A 24,028-nucleotide genomic window follows, 5' to 3' on the forward strand; every position below is an offset into this window, starting at 1 on the left:
CGCCCATAGAAGGAGTCCGCGTGATGATTCCACAGGAAACGCAACCGGCGCACGGCTTCGCGCTTGCCTTGTGCGCCCCCGGCCGCTCGGCCTCGATCGACGCCGCCGACGACGTCTACGGCTGGCTGATCGGCAGTTGGGAGATGGACGTGATTCATTACCTCAAGGATGTGCGCGCCGAGCGGCGGCGCGGCGAAATCCACTTCGCCTGGGTGCTGGAAGGACTCGCGGTGCAGGACGTGTGGATCATGCCGCCGCGCAGCGAACCGGACACGCCGGCGTACAACCCGGACGGCGCCGACACCGTCGCGGACAAGATGTACGGCACCACGCTACGTGTATGGGATCCTGCCTTGCGCGCCTGGCGCATCACTTATCTCAACCCGGCCACCGGCCAGCGCGACGAACTGGTGGGCCGCCGCGTCGGCGCGGAGGTCGTGCAGATCGGCACGCACGCGAACGGCACGCCGATCCGCTGGAGCTTCACCGATATCACGCCCGACTCGTTTCGCTGGAGCGGCGTCGCGCTCGCGCCCGACGGCATCACGTGGACGCTCGAAGCGGAGTTTCAGGCGCGGCGGCGCCCGCGCTGATCGAAGCCGCGGCCCTCAGCGCTGCCGCAACTCCGCCCCTTCGTCATGCGAAAGCCGGGTGAAGAACAACAGCGAGCTGAGCGTCAGCGCGCCGACCACGCCGAAGGCCGGCGAAAAATCGCGCGCCGTCAGATGCGCCGCGCTGCCGCCATGCAGATGCGCGGTCAGAGCCAGCAGCGACGCGGCGAACGCCACGCCGATGCTGATCGAGAGTTGCTGCGCCATGCTCGATAGCGCGGTGGCGCGGCTCATCATCGGCTTGGGCATATCGGAGTAGCCGAGCGTATTGAGCGTGACCATGCCGAGAGAATTGAACAAGCCGCCGAACAGCAGCACGACGAAGATCAGCAGATGCGGCGTGCTCGGCCGGAACAGCCCGTAGCAGGCGTAAAAGCAGCCGGTCAGCGAGGTCGCGCCGATCAGCAGCGTGCGAAAGCCGATGCGCCGGATCGCCTGCTGCATCACCGCGCGCACGCTGAGCGAACCGACTGCCGTCGCCACACTGAGCGAGCCGGATTGCAGCGGCGACAGGCCGAAGCCGAGCTGCAGCATCAAGGGCAGCAGAAACGGCGAGGCGCCAATCGCGATGCGCAGCGGCATGCCGCCCACCACGGCGGTCCGGTACGCCTTGTAGCGCAACAGGCCCGGATCGATGATCGCATCGTCGATCCGGCGGCTGTAGCGCCAGTAGGCGAAGATCGACAGCGCGCCGAGTCCCGCCAGCGCGAAGGTCACCGCCTGCGGCACCAGTCCGCGCCCTGCGGTATCGAGACCGCTCACGAGGCCGACGAGCCCGCTCGACAGCAGGATGAAACCGGTCAGATCGAAGCGCTCGTAGACCGGTTCGTGGCTATCGTCGATGAAGCTCAGCGCCATCAGCACGCCCAGCACGCCGAACGGGATGTTCAACAGGAAGATCCAGCGCCACGAGGTAATCGTCACCACCAGGCCGCCGAGCAAAGGCCCGGCCAGCCGGCCGATGGCGCCCGGCACGGTGAACCACACCATCGCCGCCACCATCCGCGCGGGCGGCACGCTGCGCAGCAGGATCAGCCGTCCGACCGGCACCATCATCGCCCCGCCCATGCCCTGCAGGACGCGGAACAGCACCAGTTGCGGCAGCGACTGGGCCAGTCCGCATAGGGCCGAACCCAGCGAGAACAGCGCAATCGCCGCGCAGAAGACGCGGCGTGCGCCGAAGCGGTCGGCGAGCCAGCCGCTCGCCGGCAGGAACACCGCGAGGCTGAGCAGGTAGGAGGTAATCGCCAGATTCAGATGCAGCGTCTGAACCTGCAGCGAGCGGGCAATCGACGGCAAGGCCGTCGCCATGATCGACGTGTCGAGATTCTGCAGGAACAGCGGACAGGCGACGATAACGGGAATCAGTCGGGAGCGATCGGTCATGCGCTCCCTTTTACCGCAAAACGCGGCGGCAGCAAAACGCCGGGCGCGCGCAGCGCCGGGTATGGTGCAGGGCCATGCATGTACAACGTCGTGCATGCGCGATGCCGCGTACGCACGATGCCGTCTACGGATCACGCGGTATTTGTGCGAGGCCGCGCGTATGCCCAAGGCGCCTGCGGCCCGCCTCGGTTCGGCACGCCCGGCTACTACTCCGCAACCGCACCTTCCTCCAGCGCCCGCCGCAGCGACAGCGCAATGCCCTGCGCCGCCAGCCGCACCTCGTCGAGCGCCGGGAAAGTCGGGGCAATGCGCAGATGCCGGTCCTCGGGGTCCCGCCCATACGGATAGGCCGCGCCCGCCGGCGTCAACACGAGGCCGGCCTCAGCGGCAAGCGCAACGGTCCGCCTCGCGAACCCCGGTGGCGTGTAGAGGCTGATGAAGTAGCCCCCCGCCGGCTCGTTCCACGTCACACCGTCCAGCCCGCTGAGGTGCTCGCCGAACGCCGCCGCGATCGCCGCGAATTTCGGGCTCACGATCGCACGATGCCGCTCCATCAGCCGCTCGAGCCCGGCGCGGTCGCGCAGGAAGCGCACATGACGCAACTGGTTCAGCTTGTCCGGCCCGATCGTGCGCAGCGCGACGCGCTGCTGCCACCAGCTCACATTGCGCGGCGAGCCGGCGAGAAACGCCATCGCACCGCCGCCGAAGGTCACCTTCGAGAGCGAGGCGAACACCAGCGCGCGGTCCTCGTGCCCGGCGGCAGCACAAGCGTCGAGTATGTTGGGCGTCGTGTGCCGCTGCGACGTCAGATGATGGAAGCGGTAGGCGTCGTCCCACAACAGCCGGAAGTCCGGCGCGGCGGCCGGCAGTGCCGCGAGACGCCGCACCACCTCGGCCGAGTAGATCGCGCCGCTCGGGTTGCTGTAGAGCGGCACGCACCAGATCGCCTTGATGGCGGGATCGTGCATCACCTGCGCTTCGACGAAGTCCATGTCCGGGCCGTCGTCGTGCATCGGCACGTTGATCATGCGGATGCCGAGTGCCTCGCAGATCGCGAAGTGCCGGTCGTAACCGGGCACTGGGCACAGCACGGCGACATCGTCCTGCTTGCGCCAGGCCGTACCGCCCGGCACGCCGAACAGCATCGCGAACGCCAGCACGTCATGCATCAGTTCGAGGCTCGAATTGCCGCCCGCCACCACCTGCGCGGCCGGCACGTCGAGCAGTTCGGCGCCGAGCTCGCGCGCTTCGGGCAAGCCAAGCCCGTGCCCATAGTTGCGGCAGTCGATGCCGTCGCGCGACACAAAACCTACCGTGCCCGCCTCGTCGAGCAAGGCGCGCGAGAGGTCGAGCTGCTCGGGCGCGGGCTTGCCGCGCGACATGTCGAGGCGCATGCCCAGTTGCTTGAAGTCGTCGTAAGTCATCGGCATCGTGAAGGTCTCCGCTCGTTGTGCGGTGCATCGTTTGAGAAAGGCGGCCGCAGCGGGCAAAGCCCCGGCCACTCAGCAGCGAGGCCAGTATGCCGAGCCCCATGCGTTCAGACAAACGCGTTATATTGAACGTTTCGATCAGCTTTTCTGATACCTATGAAAACCTTGGATCTCGACGTGCTGTCGATGGTCGTCGCCATCGCCGATGCCGGCAGCTTCGTGCGCGGCGCAGCGCTCGTGCACCGCTCGCAGTCGGCGCTCAGCATGCAGATCCGCACGCTGGAAAACGCGCTCGGCAAGCCGCTGTTCGTGCGCGGCCCGCGCAGCGTCACGCCCACGGCGGACGGCCAGGTTCTGCTCGCCTATGCACGTCGCATGCTGGCCTTGCGCGACGAAGCGTGGGCGTCGATGGTGCATCCCGAGGTGAAGGGGCGCGTCGCCATCGGCGTGCCGGACGATTACGCGGCCTCGCTGCTGCCCGCGGTACTGCGCAAGTTCTCGGCGAGCTATCCGAAGGTCGAGATTCAGGTGATCGGCCTGCCGAGTCACGCGCTCGCCCCGCTCGTCAAGGACAACAAGATCGATCTCGCCTGCGTGACGCGCCTGAAGAATCTGAGCGGCGACTTTATACGCTTCGAACCGATGGTGTGGGCCGGCGCCGTGGCAAGCGGGCGCGAGATCTGGAAAGAGCGGCCGTTGCCGGTGGCGCTGTTCGGCGCCGGCAGCCTGGCGCGGGCCAACGCGATTCACGCCCTTGAGCGGGCGAAGATCGCTTATCGCACCTCCTATGAAAGCCCGAGTCTGATGGGCCTCTTCAGCATGGTCGAGGCTGGGCTCGCGATCGCCCCGCTCGCGCGTTGCGCGATGCCAGGGCACTTTCTGCAATTGGGCCGCGCGCACGGCCTGCCTGTCTTGCCCGAACTGGAAATCGTGCTGGCGCGCAGCGCCCGCTCGAACCGTCCGCCCTGCGATTTCCTCGCTGAGCAAATCCTGAGCGAACTGCGGTTGTGAGGCGCGTCGCCAGGCAGTCCGTGATGGCGCGATATGAGGACGGATCTAAGGCGCGAGGCTGGAAGCGAGATCCGGGAAAATATCCGAGGCTGGAGGCGAGCTTCGCGGCAAGATCCGCGATGAAGCACAAAGCAAACTCTGCAGCGTGGAATACGCATCGGTAGCGCAGGACGCCTGTAAAATAACGCGCCGTGCGCTTGACCATTTCGCGCCACCGGTTACTCCCAACCTCCCCCGTCACACCCACAAACCGAAGGCCCGTCGATATGCAAACCAGCCCGCTCAAGATTGCCGTCCTGTTCGGCGGCACCAGCGAGGAACGCGAAGTCTCGATCGCTAGCGGCGCGCAAGTCGTGCGCGCGTTGCGCGCGGCGGGACACGAAGTGCTGCCCATCGACACATCGCGCGGCTTGCTGAGCGGCGAGGAAGAAGTGCGCTTTCTCAGCGCCCGCGTCAATGAAGCGCCGCCCGCCTCCGAAGCGCTGGCGATGATCCGCTCGGGCCAGAACAGCGCGTTGCAGGCCGCGACGCTGGCCGGCGTGGACGTGGTATTCGTCGCCCTGCACGGCGGCACCGGCGAAGACGGCACGATTCAGGCCATGCTCGACCTCGCGGAACTGCCGTATACCGGCAGCGGACACCTGGGTAGCGCGATGGCCATGGACAAGGACATCTCCAAGCGGCTGTTCGTGAGCGCGGGCATTCCCACCGCCCGCTGGCTGATGGCGCCGGTCGACGCGGAAACCGCCGGCGCGCAACTCGGATACCCGCTCGTCGTCAAGCCGAACAGCCAGGGCTCGACCGTCGGCCTTTCCGTCGTGCGCAGCGCCGCTCAACTGGCCGCGGCGATCGAACTGGCCGGCTCGTACGACAGCGAAGTGATGCTGGAGCAATTCGTCGCCGGGCGGGAAATCACCGTCGGCGTACTCGGCGACGAAGCCCTCAGCGTGGGTGAAATCGTCATCGATCCGGATGCGGTGTTCGATTACAAGGCAAAGTACCAGCCCGGCGCCGTGCGCGAAATCTTTCCGGCCGACCTGCCGGAAGAGATCGCAGAGAACGCCCGGACGCTCGCGCTGCGGGCGCATCGCACCTTGAAACTGGATGGCTATAGCCGGACCGATTTCCGGCTCGACAGCCACGGCGTGCTGTGGTGTCTCGAAGTCAACACGCTGCCGGGCATGACGGCTACCAGCCTGCTGCCGCAGTCGGCACAGGCGCGGGGCATCGCATTCGGCGAACTGTGCGAGCGGATCTGCCGGCTGGCGATCGAGCGGCATCGCACGCGCAAGTAACGGGGCAACGTGGCTGTCCGCGGATGCTAGCGCGCGTGTACGTGTGCTAGCGCGCCACGCGGTGCCGACGCCCGCTGTTTGCGCTCCGGGCGTTTGCCCAGCGGCACCTCACTCGCTTTCGCCCAACCGAACCAGCAGTGCCTGTAGTTTCTCCACATGCCGCAGCAGCAGATGGCGGTGTTTTTCGATCTGCTCGAGCCGGCCGGCAAGATCGGCGTGATCGGTGTCTTCCAGTTCGGCGGCGGCAATCACGTCCTCGATCTTGGCCCGCAGGGCGGCCAGTTCGACCGGCGGGCTCGCCAGATGCCGCTCGAAACGGCGCACGTCCTGCACCGCCAGATCGCGCACCTGGCGAAAGTGGACCTGACGCCGATGCGCCTCGGCATCGAAGGCCTCCTCCTCCGCGCGGCGCGCCGGCGCCGGCTGGCCGAAGATCGGCTCGGGCGGGCGCAACACCGATTTCTTACGCGCCGGATGCGCGGTGCCGCGAAACCGCGCGAGCGGCATTTCGTTATCGATCGCCTCGCGTGCGTTGGCGGGAATCTCGTGCACCTCGTGCGGCGTGTTCATCCAACCGTTCGGCAAGCCCGTCACCGCTTCGACACCGCGCACGAACTCCTCGCTGAATTCGCGCTGGCCGGACAGCATCAGTTTCAGGTAGCTCGCAGAGAACGTCATCATCCGCGCAAGGCGCATGGCCGCCCCCACCTCCTGGGTCAGCACCACCAGATTTGCCCGCCAGATCGGAAGCAGGGACTCGTCGGAATCTTCCATTGCTGGGTCTTCCATCTCTTCTCGCCCGATTAGTATTAGTCTATGACGTCTCCAGAGGCTCGCGGCCTGCGCGTCATTGTGGTGATGAAAGGGTAGTCGCTTCGCCGTGCGACACGCAACCGGTATGTCCGTCAGGTGGCCGGCGTCATGTGACGTTTGGCCGGGACGCGGGTCGCGCCGCATATGTCCTGTGTGTTGACAGGCTGCACCCAGCGGCGTTCCTCAGCGGTGAGTTCGCCGCGGCGCAGCGCGCCACGCGGGGCATGGCGCCGCAACGCCAATAGAACGGGGAGCGCGGCATGGGTCACACCTATGCGGCACGCATTGTGCTCATGAGGTGCCGATGAGGGGATTGCGCCTCACCCATGAAAAGAGGGAAAGATGACGAAGAACGCGATTCTTGCCTGCGCGGCGGCGCTCGTCGTCGCGCTCAGCGCCACCGCGCCGGCACACGCGGCTCGGTCCATGCCATGTATGCCGTCCGCACTCGGGCGCTAAAGCGCGCCCCATGCGGCCGTAATATGGCTCCGGCGCGTCTTCTTCAACATGCCGCTCAAGCGGCCGCCACATACTCCAGCGCCGTCTTCACCAACGCCTGCAACAGCGGCTGAACCTGTGCCGCGAGCGTTTCGTCATACGCATACGGCATCTGCTCTTCCATATACGTAATCTGCGTCAATTCGAGCTGCACCGCATGCACGCCCTCGGCGGGCTGCCCGTATTGGCGCGTGATGTAGCCGCCCTTGAAGCGTCCATTGGCGATCGCCGTGTAGCCGCCGTGACGCTCGACCATCGCGGCAAGCGCCTCCGCCAGCCCCGCTGCGGCGCTCGCACCGTTGGAGGTGCCGAAATTGAAATCCGTCAGGCGTCCCTCGAAGAAACGCGGCACGTGCGAGCGGATCGAGTGCGCCTCCCACAGCAGCACCTTGCCATGGCGCGCCTTCAACTCTGCCAGGTGAGCGGCCAGCGCCTCGTGATACGGCTTCCAGTAGATCTCGCGGCGGCGCGCGACTTCGGCCTCGTCCGGCAAGTGCCCATCCAGGTACAGCGGCTCCTTGTCGAAGGTGTCGACCGGCAACAGGCCCGTCGTGTCCTGCCCTGGGTAAAGATTCGCGCCGTCGGGCGGGCGGTTCAGATCGATCACGTAGCGCGCAAGGCTCGGCGTCAGGATCGAGGCGCCGAGGTCGCGCGCAAAGGCGTACAGGCGATCGAGATGCCAGTCGCAATCTTCGGTGCGCAGGGCGGCGGGCGTCATCGTCGCGGCGATGTCGTCGGGAATGCGCGTACCCAGGTGGGGAATCGAAATCAGTAGCGGCAGGCTTCCCTCGTGCAGCGAGAAAACCGGTGGAGTGTTCGAAGCAGTCATGTCAGTCCGGAATCAGTGGGATCGGAGGTGTGATTGCAGCAGCTTACCCGAGTCGCGCAGCGGCGTAACTGAGCGGCGCAAGAGTGACGCAGCTCACTTGAGCAATTCGGCGAGCGCCGCCCGATACTGCGCATACGCACGCTCTTCATCGCGATGCCGGCGATTGTCGACGACCTTCTCGCCGCCGCTGTAGACGTCGCGAATCGGCGTCTCGCCATGCTCGCAGAATACGACGCCCGACAACCACGATTGCGCGGCGTGTTCGGCAATGCTCGCGTGTGCCGCATCCAGCACCAGCCAGTCGGCACGCTGCCCTGCCCTCAGACCGCCGACCGCCCGGCCGGTGGCATGCGCGCCGCCGTCGAGCGCGGCGGCGAACAGGCGATCGGCAACAAACGGCGCATCTTCCGAGGCCAGCACGTTGCGCTGCCGGCGCGACAAACGCTGACCGTATTCGAGCAGGCGCAGTTCGGCGCGCCAGTCGACGCCGATATGGCTGTCCGAGCCAATGCCGAAGCGCCCTTGTTGATCGAGGTAGGCGTGCGCCGGGAAAATCCCGTCGCCGAGATTGGCCTCGGTGGTCAGACACAGACCTGCCACCGCGCCGCTGCTCGCGAGCGCGCGGGTTTCATCCGCGTCGACGTGGGTCGCGTGCACGAGGCACCAGCGGGCATCGACATGAAAACGCTCCAGCAGCCATTGCACCGGCCGCGCGCCTTCGGTTTCGAGGCATGCGTCGACTTCCGCAGTCTGTTCGGCGATATGAATATGCACCGGCGCGCCCGGCAAGTCCGTATCGAGACCGTCGAGCAGCGTGCGCAGCGACCTCTCCGAGACCGCCCGCAGCGAATGCGGCGCGACGCCGTAACGCAAAGCTGTGTTTTCCGGGCGTGCCGCGCGCAGCGTGCCCAGCAGATCGAGCAGGCTCTCGGGCGTATTGATGAAGCGCTGCTGGTCGGCGCGCGGCTCACGGGCGCCGAAGCCGCTGTATTGGTACAGCACCGGCAGCATCGTCATGCCGATGCCGCTCGCCTGCGCCGCATCCACGACCCGCTCGGCCAGCTCGGCCGGGTTGCCGTAGCGGCTGCCGTCATGTGCGTGATGCACGTAGTGGAATTCACACACCGACGTATAACCCGCCTTCAGCATCTCGATGTACAGCCACTGAGCGACTGCGGCGAGCCCTTGCGGCGTGATCTTCGCGGCAAAGCGGTACATCAGGTCGCGCCAGCTCCAGAAATTGTCGGTGGCGTTCGCACGATATTCGGTCAGGCCCGCCATCGCGCGTTGAAACGCATGCGAATGCAGATTCGGCATGCCGGGCAACACCGGACCGGCGGCGTGCGCGACATCGGCCGGCAAGGCGGCGCTGTCAGGACTCACATGCGTCAGCATGCCGGTGGCGTCCCACTGCAGCAGGACATTGCGCCGCCAGCCTTCGGGCAGGTAGGCATGCTCGGCGAACAGGGCGCGCTTCGTTGCCGGCGCGGATGCGTGAGAGGACGCGTGGATGGACGGATGGTTGGACGACGTAGCCGGCGCTTGCTTCAAGTCAGTCATCTTCAGACCTTGCTGGGATTCGACGTGGGCATGAAGCCTGGCTCAACCACGCCGGGCACCCGATAATTGTTGCGCGGCGTCAGGCCGCGTATAGACCGTCTCGCCCGCGCGCACCACGCGAGCGCACAACGGACGGCCAATCCAGTAAGCCAGTTCGGCCAGCGTATCGACCGACCACACGGCGAAATCGGCCGCCCGGCCGACCGCGAGCGTGCCGTGGCGCTCCGCCTGGCCGAGCGCGCGCGCCGCGTGCTGCGTCACGCCTTGCAGCACCTCGGGCACGGTCATGCGAAACAGCGTGGTCGCCATGTTCATCATCAGCAGCAGCGAGGTGGCGGGCGAGGTGCCGGGGTTGCTGTCGGTGGAGATCGCGATCGGCACTTCGTAACGGCGCAGCAGCTCGAGCGGCGGCAATTGCGTCTCGCGGATGAAGTAGTACGCGCCCGGCAGCAGCACCGCCACCGTGCCGCTCGCCTTCATCGCGGCCACCCCCGCTTCGTCGAGAAATTCGAGGTGATCCGCGGACAAGGCGCGATGACGCGCCGCCAGCGCCGTGCCGCCGCTGTTCGACAACTGTTCGGCATGCATCTTCACCGGCAACTTGTGACGCTCGGCCGCCGCGAAGACGCGTTCGCTTTGCGCGAGCGAAAAGCCGATGCGCTCGCAGAACACATCGACCGCGTCGACCAGGCCCTCGTCGGCCAGCGCCGGCAGCATGCGCTCGCACACTTCCGTAATGTAGTCGTCGGCCCGGCCGGCGAACTCGGGCGGCAGTGCATGCGCGCCGAGAAAGGTCGTATAGACCGACACCGGGTACTGCTCGCCGAGACGGCGCGCGACGCGCAGCATCTTGCGCTCGCTCGCGAGATCGAGGCCATAGCCGGATTTGATTTCGACGGCGGTGACGCCTTCGGCAAGCAGCGGTTCGAGCCGCACCGCCGCCTGGCGCAACAGGCTCGCTTCGTCGGCGGCGCGCGTGGCGCGCACCGTCGAGACGATGCCGCCGCCTTGCCGAGCGATCTCTTCGTAGCTGACGCCGGCAAGACGCTGAGCAAACTCGTCGGCACGCTGACCGCCGTAGACCAGATGCGTATGGCAATCGACGAGACCGGGCGTGACCCACGCGCCGCCGAGATCCTCGCGCGACCAGGCGGCGTATTCGGCGGGCAAGTCGCTGGCTGCGCCGAGCCATGCGATGCGGCCGTCGCGCACGGCGAGCGCGGCATCGGCCAGGGTGTGCTGCGGATCGCCCTGCGGGCAGAGCTTGAGGTGGTGCCAGACGGTTTGCTTCATCGCGTGCTCGTCGCAGTTTGGCTGGTTGTGGTCCGTGAATTCAGGCGTAGTGAAGGCGGATGGCGAGCAACGCTCCCGCGCCACCCAGCTTGCAGGCGAGCGCCTGCGGCGCCTCGATACGCAGCGTGTCGTCGGTCGTGAGCGTGATCGCAGCGGCATCGCCTAACGTCACCTCCACCGAACCCGTGGCGCAAAACAGCAAAACGACGTCAGCGGAAAGCTCGCGCGACGGCGCGGAACCCGCTTCGCCCTTACCTCGCCATATCTCGACTTCGCCCGTTGCCGCACCGCGCCGCACCATCAGATTGAAATCGCGCGTGGCGCCGTCGACAAGCCGCGCGTCGATTGCGGTCTCGCCGGCAAAGCGCGCCATCTCGAGCGGTTGCGTCAACGCGTGGGTCGGCCCGTTCGCCTCATCGAGCAGCATACCCGCACCCGAGAGCAACACCAGCGTCCGGTCGATACCCTCGAAGCGCGAGAACGGCCCCGCTTGCGCGACATCAGCAATGCTCACACGCCAGAGGAACGCGTCGAAGCTCGCGCCTTGCGGATAAGCCGTCACCTCGCGGGTGACACCGCCGCCGTTCTTCCACGGCGCCGCCACGAGATCGGCGCCGCGCAGCACGGTCGTGGCTGCGGCCGTCGCTGATGCCGCAGCCGCAACGCGTGCAACTCCGACGGCCCCCGCAGCGGCATCCGCTACCGCCGTATCGAACGTCTCAGCCGAGTTCCGCTGCGTCACGATCAACGGCCCAGCATCGGCAGGTTAAGACCCACATCGCGCGCGGTTTGCTGCGCGAGTTCATAACCGGCATCCGCATGACGCATCACGCCGGTAGCGGGATCGTTGAACAGCACGCGGCCCAGCCGCTTGCTGGCCTCGTCCGTACCGTCAGCGACGATCACCACGCCCGAGTGCTGGCTAAAGCCCATGCCCACCCCGCCGCCGTGGTGCAGCGACACCCACGTCGCGCCGCCTGCGGTGTTCAGCAGCGCGTTGAGCAGCGGCCAGTCGCTGACCGCATCCGAGCCGTCCTTCATCGATTCGGTTTCGCGGTTCGGGCTAGCCACCGAACCGGTATCGAGGTGATCGCGGCCGATCACGACCGGCGCCTTCAGTTCGCCGTTCTTCACCATCTCGTTGAACGCCTGGCCGAGGCGATAGCGATCCTTCACGCCGACCCAGCAGATCCGCGCCGGCAGCCCCTGGAACGCAATCCGTTCGCGCGCCATGTCGAGCCAGTTGTGCAGGTGCGCATCGTCGGGGATCAGCTCCTTGACCTTCGCATCGGTCTTGTAGATATCCTCAGGATCGCCCGACAGCGCGACCCAGCGGAACGGGCCCTTGCCTTCACAGAAGAGCGGCCGGATATACGCCGGCACGAAGCCCGGGAAATCGAAGGCGTTTGCGACGCCCATTTCCAGCGCCATCTGGCGGATATTGTTGCCGTAGTCGAGCGTGGCGGCGCCGCGCTCCTGCAGCGTGAGCATGGCCTGCACCTGCTTGGCCATCGATTGCTTGGCGGGCGTCACGATGCTGTCCGGCGCCGTCTTCTGACGCTCGCGCCACTCTGCCACGCTCCAGCCTTGCGGCAGGTAGCCGTTGATCGGATCGTGCGCGCTGGTCTGATCGGTCACGCAGTCCGGCGTGATGCCGCGCGCGACGCACTCGGCGAACACATCCGCCGCGTTGCCGAGCAGGCCGACCGAGACCGGCTTGCCGGTCTGCTTCGCTTCTTCGACGATGGCGAGCGCCTCATCGAGCGTCTTCGCCTTGCGGTCCACGTAGCGCGTCTTCAGACGGAAATCGATGCGCGTCTCGTCGCATTCGACGGCGATCATCGAGAAGCCCGCCATGGTCGCAGCCAGCGGCTGCGCGCCGCCCATGCCGCCGAGGCCGCCGGTCAGGATCCAGCGGCCCTTCGGGTCGCCGTTGAAATGCTGGTTCGCCACCGAGAAGAAAGTCTCGTAGGTGCCCTGCACGATCCCCTGGCTGCCGATATAGATCCAGCTACCCGCCGTCATCTGGCCGTACATCATCAGGCCCTTGCGGTCGAGTTCATGGAAGTGTTCCCACGTCGCCCAGTGCGGCACGAGGTTCGAGTTCGCCAGCAGCACGCGCGGCGCATCGGCATGCGTCTTGAACACGCCGACCGGCTTGCCCGACTGGATCAGCAGCGTTTCGTCGTCGTTCAGATCCTTCAGCGTGGCGAGGATCTGGTCGTAGCAATCCCAGTTACGCGCGGCACGGCCGATGCCGCCGTACACCACGAGCGCATGCGGATGCTCGGCGACTTCCGCGTCCAGGTTGTTCTGGATCATCCGGTAAGCGGCTTCCGTGAGCCAGCTCTTACAGGTCTTGTCGGCGCCGCGCGGGGCGCGGATCGTACGGGTCGGGTCGAGACGCGGATCGATGTGCTTGGGGTTGTTCATGGTGGCTCTCGGAGGCTGGAAAGTGCTTGGTAATCAGGTAAGAAGCTCGGATCGGAAAAAGTGAATTCAGAAATGTCCGGTGAAGCGGTAACGGCTGCCGGGGTGCCACAGATTGGCGACCGAAGCCACAAGGCTTTGCGACCACGTACGCCGATGCAGCACGAGGCACGGTTCGAGCTCGTCCATGGTCAGCAGTTGCCGCGTGTCGGCATCCGCCACGGACGCCTCGATGCGGTACTCGACACGCTGCAGCGGCGCGACGCGCACCAGATACTGGTTAGGCGTGGTGTTGGTGAAGTCCTGCAGCGCGTACTCGGGCGCCACTGCCGGGTTGACCCAGCGTTCTTCGAGCTGCACCGGCTCGTCGTTTTCGAAATGCAGCACGCGCGAATGGAACACGGGGCTGCCGGCGCTCACCTGCATTTCGTCGCCGAGCGCCTCGTCGGCAATCGCCGCGCCGATATGCAGCACCTTCGCCTGGTAGCGATGACCGCGCGCCACGATTTCATCCGAGATGCTGCGGATCGCCACCAGCGTCGATTCGTACTTCGGCCGCGCGACGAAGGTGCCGGAACCCTGCACCCGCGTAAGCACCTGCTCGGAGGTGAGCTCGCGCAGCGCACGGTTGACCGTCATGCGCGCCACGTTGAACTCGCGGGCGAGCTCGTTTTCCGAAGGGACCTGATCGCCCTCACCCCACTCACCCGCGTGGATGCGGGCGAGGATGAAGTCCTTGATCCCCTGATAGGCCGGTGCGTTCATGCTGGGTTTGCCCTGGGTGCCGTGGATGCCATGCGCCAGCTTACTGTTCCGACGGGAACGCGAACGGACTGTGCGCGGCGATCGTGCCGCTTTGCACGAGACGCGTGATCGCGGCGATATCCGGCGCGAAGTAGTGATCGAGCTCGTAGTGCGCGACTTCGTGGCGCACCGTGTTCATCACATGCTGCAGGCTCGGGCTGGTCTGATGCGGCGCGCGCAGGTCGACGCCCTGGGCGGCGGCCAGCAGTTCGATCGACAGGATGTTGGCGGTGTTCTCCGCGATGTCGCCGAGCTTGCGCGCAGCAAACGTCGCCATCGACACATGGTCTTCCTGGTTCGCCGAGGTAGGCAGCGAATCGACCGAAGCCGGATGCGCCAGCGTCTTGTTCTCCGAGGCGAGCGCAGCGGCCGTGACGTGGGCGATCATGAAACCCGAGTTCACCCCGCCGTCGCGAACGAGGAACGGCGGCAGGCCGGAGAGTGTCGAATCGATCAGCAGTGCGATGCGTCGTTCGGCGAGCGCACCGATTTCGGCGGCGGCCAGCGCGAGATTGTCCGCGGCAAACGCCACCGGCTCGGCGTGGAAGTTACCGCCCGACAGCACTTCGCCGGTGTCCGGGAAAATCAGCGGGTTGTCCGATACGGCGTTCGCTTCGATCAGCAGCACGTCGGCGGCGTGGCGCATCTGGTCCAGACACGCGCCCATCACCTGCGGCTGGCAGCGCAGGCTGTACGGGTCTTGCACCTTGCCGCAATCGCGGTGCGACAGGTTAATGGCCGAGCCTTCGAGCAGCGACCGGTAAGCCGCCGCCGCATCGATCTGGCCTTGATGGCCGCGCAGCTCGTGAATCCGATGATCGAACGGCGCGACCGAACCGGCCGCCGCGTCCACCGACAGCGCGCCCGCCACCAGCGCGGTGCGGTACAGGTCTTCGATCGCGAACATGTTGTAGAGCGCGAGCGCAGTCGATGCCTGGGTGCCGTTGAGCAGCGCCAGCCCTTCCTTCGCCTGCAGCGTGAGCGGCTTCAGGCCGGCGAGGCGCAAGCCTTCGGTCGCGGCCATGCGCTCGCCCTTGGCGAGCACCTCGCCGACGCCGAGCAGCGTGGCCGACATATGCGCGAGCGGCGCGAGGTCGCCCGAGGCGCCCACCGAACCCTTCACCGGAATCACCGGCAGCACGTCGGCGTTGAACAGCGTGATCAGCGCATCCATCACTTCGCGGCGGATGCCCGAATGACCGCGGCCGAGGCTCGACAGCTTGAGCGCCATCAACAGACGCACGACCGGACGTGACATCGGCTCGCCCACGCCGACGGCGTGCGAGAGCACCAGATTACGTTGCAGCAGTTCGAGCTGGTCGTGCGGAATATGCGTGCTGGCGAGACGGCCGAAACCGGTGTTGATGCCGTAAGCCGGCTCACCCTTCGCGGCGATCTCGGCGACGGCCTGCGCGCAGGCGTCGATAGCGGCAAAGCTGGCGGGATCGAGTTGCAGCGTGACGTGTTCGCGGGCGATCTGGCGCAGTTGCGGGAGGGTCAGGTGGCCGGGCTTGAGAATCATCATGGAGCGTCCTTGAAGAGTGCTGTCTATACAATTTCAGAGAAGTCTAGCGGCGACAGCTTGTATATACAACTTATTTTTAATGATCCGGCGTTAGGGGTTTCCATTAGACTTCAACGCTCTGCTGGCATGGTTTTCGCAGACATTCCCCGATCCGGTGCGGGTGCTTGCGCCAGAGGTGGGCGCGGGCTAGCGCCGTCATCCGCTCATGACTTGTATATACACGTTTGATGTGCTGGGTTGCAAGCAGACAAAAAGAGTTGCGGGCTGGCGTGCGGCGTGCGGTGCGGTGCGGCCCGGTGCGGTGCAAGGCTGGGCTGGGCTGGGCTGGGCAAGGTTGGAGGCCGGCCAACGCGCGCCTAAAGTTGCAACCGCGTCCCGATGAAATCGAGGAACGCCTGCACGCGGCCAGCCAGCGCGGCGCTCTGATAAAACACCGCATTGACCGGCTGCCGCTCGTCCTCAAGCAGGTCTTCGAGAATCGGCCTGAGCCGCTCGCTGCGCACGTCTGCGAGGGTCATGAAATCGGCCAGACAGGCAATGCCGCCGTCGCTCAATGCCAACTGGCGAATCGTTTCTCCGCTCGACGCCGTCATGGCCGGGGCGATCTTCAGCGACGCATGCACCCCGTCGCGCAACGGCCAGCGGTTCAAATGCCCGGGTGCGGTAAAGCCGAGCAAACGATGCGCACGCAATGCCTCCACGGAATCGGGCTCGCCGCACTCGGCCAGGTAACCCGGACTCGCCACGATGCGCAGCTTGCTGCTGCCGAGCGCGCGCGCATGCAACGTCGAATCCTCCAGCGTGCCGATCCGGATCGCGATGTCCACCTTCTGTTCCAGCAGATCCACGATCCGTTCATTACTGGTCAACTCGAGCCGGATCTCCGGATACAGCGCCGCAAACGCCTTCATATGCGGGGCAATGCAATGCAGCATGAACGGCGATGCCGCATCCACCCGCAACCGGCCCGAGGGCCGCGCGCGACGCCTCGCGACCGATTGCTCGGCCTCCTCCATCGCATCGAGAATCGCCCGCGCACGGCCAAGGTACAGCGCGCCCTCTTCCGTAAGCTGCAGCCGCCGCGTGGTGCGGCGAAGCAGCGCTGTATCCAGCTTCTTCTCCAGCCGCGTCAGGGCGCGGCTCACACCGGAGACGGTCTGCTGCAGTTTTTCGGCGGCGGCCGTGATCGAGCCGCTGTCGATCACGGTCACGAAGACCAGGAGCTCGTCGGTGGAAGTCTTCATTGTTGATTTCAAATCAAGATTGATTTGAGACTAGCACGCTTTTTGCGAGAATCAAGACGGCGGATACTGCGGGCATGCCATCGCCAATCCAACGATGACCACAACGATTGCAGCGATTCCATCCATTGCAGCCATCCCAGTTCTCAGGAGAACGTCTTGAAGATTTTCATCACCGGCGCCGGCGGTTTTATCGGCGGCTCGATCGCCGCGGGCCTTGTCCGCGCCGGCCACACCGTGCGCGGTCTGATCCGCAACCCCGAACACGCCGCCGAATTGCAGCGCCTCGGCATCGAACCCGTCACTGGTACGCTCGACGACCGCGCGCTGCTGGTCGCCGAAGCGCAGGCTGCGGACGCCGTCATCAACGCCGCCAGCAGCGACCACCGCGTGGCCGTGGAAGCGCTGATCGAAGGCCTCGCCGGCTCCGGCAAGCCGTTTCTGCACACGAGCGGTTCGAGCATCGTCGGCGATGCGTCGGGCGGCGAAGCCGGCGCGGCCGCGATTTACCGCGAAGACGCGTTGCCCGAGCCGACGGCAGACAAAGCGGCGCGTGTCGGCATCGACCGGCTGGTGCTCGCGACAGCCCAGCAAGGCATTCGCTCTGCAGTGCTATGCAATACGCTGATCTACGGGCACGGCAAGGTGGCGGGCAGCGCCAGCGTGCAATTGCCGCGTCTCGTGCGTCAGGCGCAGAAAAGCGGCGGCGTGCGGCACGTGGGCAGCGGCGGCAACATCTGGTCGAACGTGCATATCGACGACGTGGTCGAACTGTATCGTCTGGCGCTGGAGAAGACCCCAGCCGGTATGTTCTATTTTGTCGAGAGCGGCGAAGCGTCGTTCCGCGACATGAGTACCGCGATTGCCCGTGCGATGAAGCTGGGCCCGGCGCAAGACTGGCCGCTCGAGGATGCCGAGCAGGAATGGGGTTATGAAATGGCGAACTACGGGCTCGGCTCGAATAGCCGGGTGCGCGGCGAACGGGCCCGCCAGTTGCTTGGCTGGCAACCGCAGCGCACGTCGGTGCTCGACTGGATCGAAGGCGAAATGATGTCTACCGAGGGCTAGCGTTTCCCCACATCTCCGGGTTGCACGGAGATGTGGTTTCCTTGCCGTTCTTATAACTTTCCGTATCGATTCCGATGCCTCGCTATGTGGTCTAGCGAACAGAGTTTTTTTAGCACCTTAAACAAAACGGAGTCCAAAACAGTTTCTATAAAGTGCATGGCATGTCACACAAATGTCGCATCTCAGGGTTCACCTCATTAGCGCTTGCACGATGGATAAGCTAGTCTTTCAAGGTCAGCCTTAGAGGCGATTGGCGGATACAACAACAGTCCGGTATTCAATAGAACCGCTCATATCTCAATGCGCCTCGTCGAGCGCTCCATGATGATGACGCAGGAGCCTGGCGCCCATGACGGATTCTCGTCCGTGTCGCAGCGCACCAGGATCTGATGTCACTGTCGATAGCTCTAGCTTGTTGCAGAAAGTCAGCCGGGGGACACTCAAGCCGGATCATGGGAGAGGGAACCATGAAGAGCCTGCCATATCGCCGCATCGGCGCCATCGGCTATGCCGCGCTGTTGCTGTTCAACCTCGACGCTCACGCGCAATCACTTGAGACACAAGCCGCGGATGCGGCGCAAGCGGCGCAGGCCGGCCAGGCGGCGCCGCCCGATCAGGCCAGCATCAATGCATTGCGCGCCGAACTCAACCAGCGTATCAAGGAACTCGATGCCATCAAGCGCAAGCTCGCCGATGAAGAGGCGAACTTCGCGCGACTCAGCCGTGCGCTCGAGCCAGGCAAGCTCGAGACACAGCGCGGCACTGGCGGAGAAGATGCCAACGGGCTGCCGGTCGGAACGAACGCCCCCGCCCAGAACGCTCAGAACGCTCAGAACGCTCAGAACGCTCAGAACGCTCAGAACGCTCAGAACGCCGGCAGTATCGCCCAGCAGCCCGCCGCGGCCACGCCGAACCAGCCGGTCGGCGAAGCGCCGGTGGAGGACTCGCGTCCACCAGCCGTCGCGCCGATCTTCGACCAGCCAGGCGTGCTCACACCACGCGGCACGCTGGTGGTCGAGCCGTACTTCCAGTTTGCATACTCGTCGGAGAATCAGCTCTCACTCGTCGGGTACACGATCATCCCCGCTTTGCTGATCGGGCTCATCAACGTGAGCGAGGTGAAGACAACCACGCTGACGGGCGGCCTCGCGTTTCGCTACGGGATCACGAACCGTCTGGAATTCGAGGTTCGCGTACCCTACGTGTACCAGACCAACGATACGGTGGCCCGGCAGATCTTCACCGGCGCCGCTGCTAACAGCGTGATCAGCAGCAACGGCAACGGCATCGGCGATGTCGAAATGACGATGCGTTATCAGCTCAACCAGGGCGGCCCCGACAAGTTCTACTATGTCGGCTGGCTGCGCTTCAAGACCGCCACCGGCAAGAGTCCATTCGACGTCGTGACCGATTGCGTCACAACCTGTATTGCCAATACCACCGGAACCGGTCTGCCGCTGCAGCAGCCAACCGGGTCGGGCTTTCTCGCGATCCAGCCGGGTCTCACCTGGCTCTTTCCGAGCGACCCGGTCGTGTTCTTCGGCAACTTCAGCTATCTGCATAGCTTCGGCAAAACTGAAAGCCTCACGCTCATCAACGGTGTGAAGGAGTTCCTCGGTCACGTTCAACCTGGCGACATATGGGATTTCAGCGTCGGCATGGGCCTCGCGCTGAATGAGAAGGCGTCGGTCAGTATCGGCTACGACCAGAGCATCGTCCAGCCGACCTCGGAGAACGGCCAGACCGTGGTCGGCTCGGTACGGGAGTATCTCGGCACACTGCTGATCGGCTATTCGTACCGGCTGTCGCCGAAGACCACGCTCAACTTTTCGATCGGCGCCGGGCTGACCCGTGACACGCCCGACCTTACCCTCACCCTGCGCGTGCCGATGTCCTTCTGAACTCCCCCAGACCAACCGCTAACGGGGCACGGCGCGCAGCAGCGCGCTGTTCAGCGTCTGACCGAGATTCAACGACTTGAACGCCGCTAGCGAATTGACGGTCGTGTTGATGGTCGTGAGCATCTGGATCTGCTGGTTACTCAACGTATTCTGGATGACTGCGCCGGTCAGCCCAGGCAACGCGCCCGGCTGCACGGTGTTGTTCAGCCCGTTCTGGACCAGCGCTCCGGCATTGGCATTCGCGAGCATCTGTGCCTGCTGCGGGGTCATCTGGGCGATGTTCGGAATGTTGAAACTCGTCGACGCGACGAGATTGCCGTTCACGAATGCCAGTCGCGAGATGCCGAACGACACCACAAGGCCGGACGGCGAGTCGAACCCGCCGCGCATGTTGTCCAAACGGTTGTCGTTGACCGCCACGAGGTCAGGGGACGCCCAGGCCGGATCCGCATCATCCGTTTGCGCGACGCGCGGCGTGACGGCCTCGCGTTCGACGGAGGCGCCGCTCGCCTGAGCGCCGGGGTCTGCCGGCTGCACTTCATGAGGCTGGGTGGTGGCCAGATCGACAGCGCCGCCCAGTTTCAATGCCGCCTGGCCGCGCTGCGTTGCACCGGTTGCCGGCGTGGCAGGCATATCCGCCACACTTGCCACCACCTCCTCATCCGGCACATGTGCGACGTTCGAAGCAAGACTCAGCGTCACCGGCGTGGCATCGCCGGCAAGCACGACTGTCGCGTTCACCGTGGGCGCAACCTCGGACCCAGCGCTCGCCGCCACCGGCTCACTCTCCTCCGCCGGCACAGCGGACAGATCCGACGCAGGCTCGGGGTCCAATGCCGCACGCTCCACCGGAACGACGTCCTCGGCCGGCGTGGCGCTCTGCGGCTCGCTCTGCATCGGTATGATCCGGCCGGTTGCAACCGTCGGCGACTCGCTGCCCATCGCACCCGCGCCCAGCGAGGACATTCCACCGCACACCATGGTGACGATACCGGCGAGCTTGAGGTGTTCGGGTTTCATCATGGCTCTCAGAATTCACCGGGACCGAGTTTCGGCACCACGACACTGAACAGACCGTCGCGAGTAATGGCCGTATAGAGCGGTGCAGCCGGTGCGACGTGCCAGTCGCGTGGATCGTTGAATCTCGCCAGTTCATGCCGGTTGTGAATGACGAACACCACATGGTCTTGCCACTTTTCCTCGAAACTCGTCTGCGACATGGCCCGTGTGCCGGTGGCCGGATCGCCGATCAGGACGCGCCCGTTGCGCACGCCCTTGATGACGACAAAGTGGTGATAGCCGTGTTCGACGATCAGCACGATCGCAGGAGTGCTGGTCTGTTCGAGCTTTGCCAGCGGAGCCTCGTAACCGTCTGCCTCGAAGCCTCGCGCGATCAGATAGTTTCGTATATCGAGCAGCGAGAAGCCGAGGCGACGGATCTTCTCCTGATCGCCGTTCTGGAACATCTCCGTGAAGATCTGCTGCTCGGTGACCGGAGAACCGTATTGATACGTCAGCAGCGTCGCCAACGCCGCCGATCCGCAACTGAAGTCGTACTTCTGCTTGATGGTCCGCTTGAAGCGGGCTTCCTTCAGGCTCGTCACGTGCAGCGTGTAGTCCGCGCCGGACGGATCGACAACGTCGATCGGATCGGCACTCGCAGCCGACAGCCAAACCCCGCACAAGAGCGCGACGCACAGTGCGAAGGGTTTCATCGCTCAATCCCCAAAGCGTACGTTCAGAACCGTCGCGTTCTGGATCAGCACGTTGGCGCCGGTGTTCTGGATGACTGTCGGCAGCCCGCTGGAACTCGCGAACGATCCCTGGGTAATGGCATTGGAGCCCGTCGATACCTTGTAGGCCGTGTTATCCGAGACCGCACCGGTCAGGTTGTTCGTGCCGACCAGTACGTCACCGCCACGCTGTTCGTCGAGCTGCGCGGCGTTCATCGCAACCCCGAAGCTCGCGTCGTCGCTCGACTGCGCGGCCGCTGCGGGCGCCGTGGATGTCGCGGATGTCGCGGATGTCGCGGGCATGGTGAATGTGGCGGGCGTCGCGCCCTCCGCGGAAGCGGCCGGTGCGGGAGCAGCGACTGGCGCCGCGTCCGTCGCGGCAGCCTGTACTGCGGTGGATGTCGATTGTGACTCGGCGGCTGCCGCCTGAACGACGAGGCCAGGCAGCACAACCGCGAAAGGCAATACCAGCCGCGCGAACCGATTGTGCGCTTGCATGGTTGTCTCCTTGGCCTCTGCACGGCCCAAAGCACCTTGTGCAGAAAGCTCGATGCCTGCGATCTTCGCCATACGGTTTGCAACCGTTAGCCGGAAGCCTCGTCCGTATGGCGATGGAACGATTGCCGTAAAGCGCAACTGCACGCCTTACGGCAATTCGCATGACTTACTTCTTCTAACCAGGCCTACCGTCTAGTGACCGACCGTCAGGTTAGCCTGCACAGTGACAGCCTGTTGCACCAATGACGCTGCTCCGCTGTTCTGGTTGGCAATCATGATGCCCGCTGCGGACTGACCGACGCTCGCCATGCTGTTGGCCATGTCGAAGGTGCCGGCATCGACCGCGTTGGCTCCACCTGCGCCGCCGGCACCGCCGACTGCGCCATTGCCTACGCCACCAGTGCCGCCGCTACCGGCGCCGCCTGCACCACCCGCTGCCCCGAGTGCACCGGTTGCGCCATTGCCTGCGGTTGCGCTGCCGTTGCTGGCCATCGTCGAGGAACTACCGTTGGTGGCGCTGCCACCGGTGCCGGTGCCGCCCGCACCGCCAGCACCCGCCGTGCTGGTCGCTGCGCCGCCGGCGCCGCCCGTACCGGAACCTGCACCGCCGGTTGCCGAGCCCGCTCCTCCCGAAGCCGTCACAGCGCCTGCCGAACCTGCGCCGCCTGTTCCGGCGCCGGCTGCGGTTGCCGTGCCAGAGCCAGAACCGGACGCGCCTGAACCGCCGGTTGCCGTCCCACCCAGGCCTGCCACGGAATTGGCGTTACCACCATTGCCGCCACTGCCGGTACCGCTAGCCGTACCCGTGCCCGTTCCTGAGCCGCCACCGCCAACGCCAACCGACGCGCCAATGGCGCCGCCGCCCTTGGCGGCTGCGATACCGCCAAGCCCATAGGCGTTGCCGCCTTGAGTGCCGCCAGCTTTCGAAGAGCCGCCCTTGCCGCCATTGCCGGCGTAACCGTCCGCACCCGTGGCGCCGCCGTTGCTCGCGTAACCTGCCGTGGCGCTGCCGTTGACTGCGCTACCGCCACTGCCGCCGCTGCCGCCGGCACCACCGTTGCCGCCGGCGCCGCCAGTGCCGCCCAGGGCCATGCCGCCCTTGCCCGTACCGCCCTTGCCACCGCTACCGCCGTTGGCGTTACCCGTGTTCCACGCCTGGTTGCCAATGCCATAGACAGCGACATTGCTCACATAGCCCGAGAGATTGCTGACAGCGACCACCTTGGTGGTATTCCAAGAGTCTTGCGTCGCCTGACCGGTTATTTCATTCGCGTTGCTGCCGGTCCCGGTGCTCTGCGTGGCGGATGCAGATGCATCGAGAGAGTTGGAGCCGCCACTGCCGGCCGACTGGTCGCAGGCGTCTGTCGTGCCGCTGCAGGGGTTTGCCATCGCGTATCCGCTAAAGCCCAGGGCCAAGGCCGCGGCGGTCGCCAGTAAAGTTCTTCGCATGAAATCCTCCTGATAGAAGGTAAGGCGGCTGGGCCAACCGGGCCAATCCGCCGCCCCAAGATGCATACGCGATGCCATGCGTGTAACACCTTGAAATAAAAGGAGAATTCGCCATTCCGGCGGCACCGATGGTTTTTATTGGGGTTTTTACCTGTATATTTTGTTTCTTGGATGCAACACCCAAAAGCCGCATCACTCAGGCATAGAGACAATGTGCGTTTGCACAAGCATTTAAATTCAATCTGATATATGTCATTTTTAATGTAAAACCATAGAAATGAAAAACGTTTCTGTTCTGACATATGCAATTGATGCAGGCGAACCGGAGCGAATCGCATAGCATCCCGCGAACCGGCTCAAAGTCCTTACCTGGCTTGCCTTCCAAAGATCAAACAGGTCTTCCGCAGGAGGGCTAACCACTACTTTTCAATAAGCTGAAAAACGTATCTTTCGACGTCTGGATCGTCAAATTACCCAGCCCTGCCTTCAAAAACCTCCCGCTTAAAACAACGCATTGTGCGAAGTATAAATCACAAAAAGTTCACGGAGCAATATTACGTCTCACCACACTCATTCAGCAATCCACAACATATTAATTATCTGCATTACGCAGATACTTTGTGACAGTAATACAGATGACTTTTCATCAACCA

General features: G+C 64.9%; 20 protein-coding genes. 5 read left to right on the forward strand and 15 right to left on the reverse strand.

Going from position 1 to position 24,028, the window contains the following annotated elements; all coding sequences use genetic code 11:
- The first annotated feature begins 23 nt into the window (after positions 1 to 23).
- Positions 24 to 593, forward strand: a complete 570-nt coding sequence (locus AC1ECK_RS22295; RefSeq protein ID WP_480322792.1) for a hypothetical protein — start codon at positions 24 to 26, stop codon at positions 591 to 593.
- A 15-nt stretch (positions 594 to 608) separates the two neighbouring features.
- Here AC1ECK_RS22295 and AC1ECK_RS22300 read toward each other — a convergent pair whose 3' ends face one another.
- Together AC1ECK_RS22300 and AC1ECK_RS22305 are read right to left on the reverse strand one after the other, a co-directional pair.
- Entirely contained in the window at positions 609 to 1,997 is a 1,389-nt protein-coding gene (locus AC1ECK_RS22300; protein ID WP_480322794.1) for a DHA2 family efflux MFS transporter permease subunit, read from the reverse strand.
- A 206-nt stretch (positions 1,998 to 2,203) separates the two neighbouring features.
- The gene (locus AC1ECK_RS22305; RefSeq protein WP_480322796.1) at positions 2,204 to 3,427 is read right to left on the reverse strand and encodes an aspartate aminotransferase type Ic; all 1,224 of its coding nucleotides are present in this window, start codon (positions 3,425 to 3,427) and stop codon (positions 2,204 to 2,206) included.
- A 156-nt stretch (positions 3,428 to 3,583) separates the two neighbouring features.
- Here AC1ECK_RS22305 and AC1ECK_RS22310 point away from each other — a divergent pair, with 156 nt between their 5' ends.
- Together AC1ECK_RS22310 and AC1ECK_RS22315 are read left to right on the forward strand one after the other, a co-directional pair.
- Complete coding sequence (locus tag AC1ECK_RS22310; protein WP_480322798.1) at positions 3,584 to 4,438, forward strand: LysR substrate-binding domain-containing protein; 855 nt, start codon at positions 3,584 to 3,586, stop codon at positions 4,436 to 4,438.
- 266 nt (positions 4,439 to 4,704) lie between these two features.
- Positions 4,705 to 5,733 carry a D-alanine--D-alanine ligase family protein gene (locus AC1ECK_RS22315; protein ID WP_480322800.1) on the forward strand — a complete coding sequence of 343 codons (1,029 nt, stop codon included), beginning with the start codon at positions 4,705 to 4,707 and terminating at the stop codon, positions 5,731 to 5,733.
- A 108-nt stretch (positions 5,734 to 5,841) separates the two neighbouring features.
- On the opposite strand, the gene AC1ECK_RS22320 is transcribed toward AC1ECK_RS22315, so the two are convergent.
- From AC1ECK_RS22320 to AC1ECK_RS22360, 9 genes are all read right to left on the reverse strand, one after another.
- Positions 5,842 to 6,507: a hypothetical protein gene (locus AC1ECK_RS22320; RefSeq protein WP_480323048.1), complete on the reverse strand. Its 666-nt coding sequence runs from the start codon at positions 6,505 to 6,507 to the stop codon at positions 5,842 to 5,844.
- A gap of 553 nt (positions 6,508 to 7,060) precedes the next feature.
- Positions 7,061 to 7,873, reverse strand: coding sequence for an N-formylglutamate deformylase (hutG, locus tag AC1ECK_RS22325; RefSeq protein ID WP_480322802.1), 813 nt, complete (start codon positions 7,871 to 7,873; stop codon positions 7,061 to 7,063).
- Between the two features lie 93 nt (positions 7,874 to 7,966).
- A complete protein-coding gene (locus tag AC1ECK_RS22330; protein ID WP_480322804.1) occupies positions 7,967 to 9,433 on the reverse strand; it encodes a formimidoylglutamate deiminase in 1,467 nt (488 codons plus the stop codon).
- Positions 9,434 to 9,475: 42 nt separating this feature from the next.
- Positions 9,476 to 10,726, reverse strand: coding sequence for an imidazolonepropionase (hutI, locus tag AC1ECK_RS22335; protein ID WP_480322806.1), 1,251 nt, complete (start codon positions 10,724 to 10,726; stop codon positions 9,476 to 9,478).
- A gap of 40 nt (positions 10,727 to 10,766) precedes the next feature.
- Positions 10,767 to 11,351, reverse strand: a complete 585-nt coding sequence (locus tag AC1ECK_RS22340) for a HutD/Ves family protein (RefSeq protein WP_480323050.1) — start codon at positions 11,349 to 11,351, stop codon at positions 10,767 to 10,769.
- 119 nt (positions 11,352 to 11,470) lie between these two features.
- Positions 11,471 to 13,159, reverse strand: coding sequence for a urocanate hydratase (hutU, locus tag AC1ECK_RS22345; RefSeq protein ID WP_480322808.1), 1,689 nt, complete (start codon positions 13,157 to 13,159; stop codon positions 11,471 to 11,473).
- A gap of 66 nt (positions 13,160 to 13,225) precedes the next feature.
- Positions 13,226 to 13,921 carry a histidine utilization repressor gene (gene hutC / locus AC1ECK_RS22350; protein ID WP_480322810.1) on the reverse strand — a complete coding sequence of 232 codons (696 nt, stop codon included), beginning with the start codon at positions 13,919 to 13,921 and terminating at the stop codon, positions 13,226 to 13,228.
- A 40-nt stretch (positions 13,922 to 13,961) separates the two neighbouring features.
- Positions 13,962 to 15,485 (reverse strand): histidine ammonia-lyase, encoded by a 1,524-nt coding sequence (hutH, locus tag AC1ECK_RS22355; protein WP_480322812.1) that lies wholly within the window; start codon positions 15,483 to 15,485, stop codon positions 13,962 to 13,964.
- A 356-nt stretch (positions 15,486 to 15,841) separates the two neighbouring features.
- The gene (locus AC1ECK_RS22360; protein WP_480322814.1) at positions 15,842 to 16,729 is read right to left on the reverse strand and encodes a LysR substrate-binding domain-containing protein; all 888 of its coding nucleotides are present in this window, start codon (positions 16,727 to 16,729) and stop codon (positions 15,842 to 15,844) included.
- A gap of 156 nt (positions 16,730 to 16,885) precedes the next feature.
- Here AC1ECK_RS22360 and AC1ECK_RS22365 point away from each other — a divergent pair, with 156 nt between their 5' ends.
- Positions 16,886 to 17,794 carry an NAD-dependent epimerase/dehydratase family protein gene (locus tag AC1ECK_RS22365; protein WP_480322816.1) on the forward strand — a complete coding sequence of 303 codons (909 nt, stop codon included), beginning with the start codon at positions 16,886 to 16,888 and terminating at the stop codon, positions 17,792 to 17,794.
- Positions 17,795 to 18,261: 467 nt separating this feature from the next.
- On the forward strand, positions 18,262 to 19,695 hold the full coding sequence (locus tag AC1ECK_RS22370) for an acetate kinase (RefSeq protein ID WP_480322818.1): 1,434 nt from the start codon (positions 18,262 to 18,264) through the stop codon (positions 19,693 to 19,695).
- An 18-nt stretch (positions 19,696 to 19,713) separates the two neighbouring features.
- On the opposite strand, the gene AC1ECK_RS22375 is transcribed toward AC1ECK_RS22370, so the two are convergent.
- The 4 genes from AC1ECK_RS22375 to AC1ECK_RS22390 form a co-directional block, all read right to left on the reverse strand.
- Positions 19,714 to 20,718 carry a hypothetical protein gene (locus AC1ECK_RS22375; RefSeq protein WP_480322820.1) on the reverse strand — a complete coding sequence of 335 codons (1,005 nt, stop codon included), beginning with the start codon at positions 20,716 to 20,718 and terminating at the stop codon, positions 19,714 to 19,716.
- A gap of 5 nt (positions 20,719 to 20,723) precedes the next feature.
- Positions 20,724 to 21,410, reverse strand: coding sequence for a C39 family peptidase (locus AC1ECK_RS22380; protein WP_480322822.1), 687 nt, complete (start codon positions 21,408 to 21,410; stop codon positions 20,724 to 20,726).
- A gap of 3 nt (positions 21,411 to 21,413) precedes the next feature.
- Positions 21,414 to 21,926: a hypothetical protein gene (locus AC1ECK_RS22385; protein ID WP_480322824.1), complete on the reverse strand. Its 513-nt coding sequence runs from the start codon at positions 21,924 to 21,926 to the stop codon at positions 21,414 to 21,416.
- 192 nt (positions 21,927 to 22,118) lie between these two features.
- A complete protein-coding gene (locus tag AC1ECK_RS22390) occupies positions 22,119 to 23,375 on the reverse strand; it encodes a hypothetical protein (RefSeq protein ID WP_480322826.1) in 1,257 nt (418 codons plus the stop codon).
- Positions 23,376 to 24,028 lie beyond the last annotated feature (653 nt).

It is taken from the genome of Paraburkholderia sp. SSBN10T, from assembly GCF_056619545.1.